Below are 4325 nucleotides of genomic sequence, written 5' to 3' on the forward strand. Positions count from 1 at the left end.
AAACATATGGATTTGTACAAACGATGATGGAAGATTTCCCAGACTATTTGCCAAATACATATGATGGATACTATTTATATCCAGAATATAAGGCAAGTCATTTAAATCCAAATTATACACGTGCAGATGAAGTCATCGATGGACGTGAAAAGCGAGTGTTCAAAGAATGTGAAGAAGTCATTAAAGCAGGAAAACTAGGAGACAAATTCCACGCAATCAGTGATGCACATGCAGAAATGATGATCAAAGTAGCAGAAGCCATCGCATTCAATACATTAGGAAGATTCATTTTGATTGTAGAAAACAATGGAGCCATTGCGAACATGCAAGATGATGCAATGGTAGAAGTAGTATGTGAATTAGGAATCAATGGACCAAGACCATTGCGTGTAGGAAATATTCCACAATTCTATTTAGGATTATTAGTACAGCAAGTATCATGTGAAAAGCTATTAGTAGATGCATATTATGAACATTCATATCAAAAGGCATTTGAAGCATTTACATTGAACCGATTGATCAATGATGCAAAAGAAGCACGAAAAATTCTAGATGCATTGATTGAAGCTAATGGAGATCAATGGCCTGAATTGAAATAAGATAACTAATTATGTAAGGCTCTCATGATATATAATATAGAATTTGTGTTTATGAGAGTCTTATTTTAAAATGGGAAAGAAAATTTTTGGGAAAGTATATGAAAAATAAAATAATGGGATTCTTCTCTGATTTAGGAAGAAGTTTGATGATGCCAATTGCTGCATTAGCTGCTTGTGGTATCGTATTAGGTTTATCAAGTGCATTAATGAAACCGCAAGTACAGGAAGTTTTACCTTTCTTAGCTGCTAGTGTGCCTTTATTTATTATCTCAACTTTAAATAAGGTATCAGGTATTGTATTTACTTTAATGCCAGTCTTATTCTCAATTTCTATTGCGTTAGGATTAGCTAAAGAAGATAAAGGTGTAGCAGCTTTTGCTGGATTCTTAGGATATTACGCATTTTTAGTAGCTTCTAGCTGTATGATTCAAACTGGAGTCATGGACTTTAGTGCAATGAAAATTTCTAATATTTTGGGTGTTGATACTGTAGATATGGGAGCCACTGCAGGTATTATTGCCGGTTTAGTAACGGCATGGCTACATAATAAATATCATAAAGTACAATTCCCTGCTGCAATTGCCTTCTATGGAGGAAAACGATTTGTAGCATTAATTGTTATTGTAACTATGGCTGGTATTGGATTGGTTATGCCATTAATTTGGGAACCTATTTCTGTAGGAATCAATGGCTTAGGTGATTTGATTCATTCAGCTGGTGCATTTGGAGTATTTATTTTCGGTACTTTAGAACGATTATTAATTCCAACTGGACTTCACCACGTATTAAATTCATTATTTAGAACAACTCCATTAGGTGGAACATTCCAAGGAGTAGAAGGATGTTTAAATATCTTCTTACAATTTGTTGATAAAGTTCCTTTAAAAGATTTACAACCATATACTCAATTCTTAGGACAAGGTAAAATGCCATTTATGATGTTTGGTTTACCAGCTGCAGCTTTAGCTATTTATCAAACTTCACCAGCCGAAAAGAAACAAAAAGTCAAAGCATTGATGATTGCCGGCGTTGCTGCAAGCTTTGTTTCAGGTATTACAGAACCACTTGAATTCTCATTTATGTTCATTGCACCAGCATTATTTGTATTCCATTCAATTATGGGTGGTATTTCATTCATGTTGATGACAGTTTTAAATGTAATCATTGGTAATACAGGTGGAGGAATTATTGACTTCTTTATCTGGGGTGTATTCCAACCAGGATCTAATTGGTATTGGGTTATTGTTGTCGGTGTATTCTATGCAGTCATTTACTATTCTGTATTTAAATGGTATTTATCAAAGAAAAATATTTCGATTGATGTATCAGATGAAGATGATGATGCTTCTAGTAATATGTCATTAGATGAAAAAATGGTTAATACAGTAAATACAATTATTGAAGGACTTGGTGGAAGAGATAACATCGTTGTTGTTAATAACTGTATTTCTAGACTTCGTGTGGATGTTAAAGATATGGCAGCTGTAAACGAGGATATGTTAAAGAAAACAGGATCAATGGGTATTGTTAAACCTAGTGATACTCATATTCAGGTTATTTATGGACCTAAAGTTGAAAAAATTGCAGATGCCGTTCGTGAAGTATTAAAATATTAAACTAAAAAAGCAGGAAGTATTTTAAGCTCCCTGCTTATCTATATTATGACGCAAATATTCAATGATAAATTGTACTAATAGAAAAGATGTTAATTTTGTTAATAATGGAGGCGTTTCTAATTTTGCTTCGTGAGTTGATATATAGATGTCGTTCGAACTTAATAAAGAAGAATCTAAATCTGTACTAGAAATCCAAATGATTTTCACGTGTCGTTCATGACATTGTTTTACAATGGGCTCATATATAGATTTATCTCCATAATTTGTGAAAATGAAAAGAACAGCATTATCTGGAAATGATTTAGAAAGTGCAGACAAAAAATCAATCCAATCTATATAAATACATGGAATGTCCATTGTATTTAACATAGATTGTAAATATTTGGCAGGTAAGCTTGACATATTTCTGCCATAAATATAGATAGATTTATGATTTTTGATTTCAGAACAAATTTGTTCGATTATTTTATCATCAATATTGTCAATAAAATCTTTTAAAATAGAGGTGCGATGTGGAATGGTATCCCATGCATTTGTAGATTTATTTGTAAGATTAAGCTCATTTTTTAATTGGAATTTAAGTTCATTGAACCCTTTGAAACCTAGCTTTTGACTGAATCGAATAACGGTTGCATTGGATACATATAATTCTTTACAAATATCACTTAGAGATAAATAAACGATATTGTTTAAATGATCTTTAAAATATTGATAAATAATTTGTTCACTAGAAGTTAAATTGTTAACATCTACTGTATCAAGAAATGATTTCATGGTCTATTCCTTTCTTATATTCGTTGAAAAATTCGATGAATACACTTAATACAAAGAAAGTACAAAATCTTGAAGTTGAATCAGCACCTTCATTCTCCGTTTTTTTAGAAAAAAAACGGATATTGTAGTTAGATATTTCAGCTAAATCATTATTTTCAATGGAAGAAATTGAAATGACAATCATGCCATGAAGCTTTGCTTCTTTAGCTAAGTTTAGTGTAGATTCAAATTTACCTGAGCTAGAAATAAAGATAAAAATATTACCTTTATCAAGAGTTTGAATGTAGTGGTGTGTCATTTTAGCTGCAGGAGATTTGTATATATTTTGACAACCTGATATAAACAGCATACTCTCTAAATAATCAACGGAAATATCAGTTAAACCAGCAGGTGAATGAATATAAACAGGCGTATTACTTGATAGTAACTTGGCAATTTGAAAAAGGTCCTCGGTATTCATTAAGCTAGTTGTACCTTCTAAATCTGTGATAATGGATTTTTTAATCGATTGAACGGAATAATTAGTAACATTTTTAGAAGATTCTTCTTCTTGACGACGCAAGAAAAATTTTAATTCTGGAAATCCACTGAAGCCAAGCTTTCGGCAAAAACGTAAAACTGTAGATGTAGAATAGTTAATTTCTTTTGCGAATGTTTGAATGCTCATGATACTGATTCTATCTTCGTTATCATGAATATATTGTAAAATGTTAAGTTCTTTATTTGATAAAGAATTTAGAGGAATATTTAAATTTAATTTCAAGGGAAACATCCTTTCTTCTTTTATAATTATAAAGTTTTTTTTTGGAGGTGTAAAACATGTTTTTATTTAAGAAAAGAAAAAATAGTAATGATTTGAAAGCATATATAAGTGGTGACTTGATTTCAATCGATCAGGTAAACGATGATGTGTTTTCACAAAAAATGATGGGAGATGGTATTGCCATTAAACCAAAGGGAAATGAAGTATATGCTCCTTGTGATGGAAAAGTGACTGCCATATTTGATAGTACAGAACATGCGGTAGGATTAACATTGGATAATGGTATGGAAATATTGATTCATTGTGGATTAGATACAGTGAATTTAACGGAAAAAGTTTTTAGTTGTAAAGTAACAAAAGAACAAAAAGTAAAACAAGGTCAACTATTAATTACTTTTGATCATGACAAACTAAAAGCAATGAATTATGAAGACGTGATTATGCTAGTTTTATTAAACCCTGGTAACGCAAAGAATATAAAATTTGTATCTGATCAAGAGGTTAAGGCTAAAGAAAGTGTAATCGCTACATTTGAATAAAAAGGTGAAAGTCAAATCTTAATGATTTGGCTTT

At 31.2% G+C, this 4325-nt stretch carries 5 protein-coding genes; 3 read left to right on the plus strand and 2 right to left on the minus strand.

Translation table 11 applies throughout. From position 1 onward, the window contains the following. Both FYJ55_RS10225 and FYJ55_RS10230 read left to right on the plus strand, forming a co-directional pair. The coding region (locus FYJ55_RS10225) for a family 4 glycosyl hydrolase (protein ID WP_456152227.1) at nt 1-599 on the plus strand (599 nt) is incomplete at its 5' end. Nucleotides 600-697: 98 nt separating this feature from the next. Continuing rightward, nucleotides 698-2215, plus strand: a complete 1518-nt coding sequence (locus FYJ55_RS10230) for a PTS transporter subunit EIIC (protein WP_154556735.1) — start codon at nt 698-700, stop codon at nt 2213-2215. 21 nt (nt 2216-2236) lie between these two features. Here the strand turns inward: FYJ55_RS10230 and FYJ55_RS10235 are convergent, their stop codons facing one another. Further along, nucleotides 2237-2989 carry a MurR/RpiR family transcriptional regulator gene (locus FYJ55_RS10235; RefSeq protein WP_154556736.1) on the minus strand — a complete coding sequence of 251 codons (753 nt, stop codon included), beginning with the start codon at nt 2987-2989 and terminating at the stop codon, nt 2237-2239. Continuing rightward, the gene (locus tag FYJ55_RS10240) at nt 2973-3752 is read right to left on the minus strand and encodes a MurR/RpiR family transcriptional regulator (protein WP_195836727.1); all 780 of its coding nucleotides are present in this window, start codon (nt 3750-3752) and stop codon (nt 2973-2975) included. The genes FYJ55_RS10235 and FYJ55_RS10240 overlap by 17 nt, the downstream gene beginning before the upstream one ends. Before the next feature lie 56 nt (nt 3753-3808). On the opposite strand from FYJ55_RS10240, the gene FYJ55_RS10245 reads away from it, so the two are divergent. Next, entirely contained in the window at nt 3809-4291 is a 483-nt protein-coding gene (locus FYJ55_RS10245; RefSeq protein WP_154556738.1) for a PTS sugar transporter subunit IIA, read from the plus strand. The last annotated feature ends 34 nt before the right edge of the window (nt 4292-4325 follow it).

The organism is Holdemanella porci (assembly GCF_009696075.1).
In the GTDB taxonomy this organism is placed as follows: Bacteria; Bacillota_I; Bacilli_A; order Erysipelotrichales; family Erysipelotrichaceae; genus Holdemanella; species Holdemanella porci.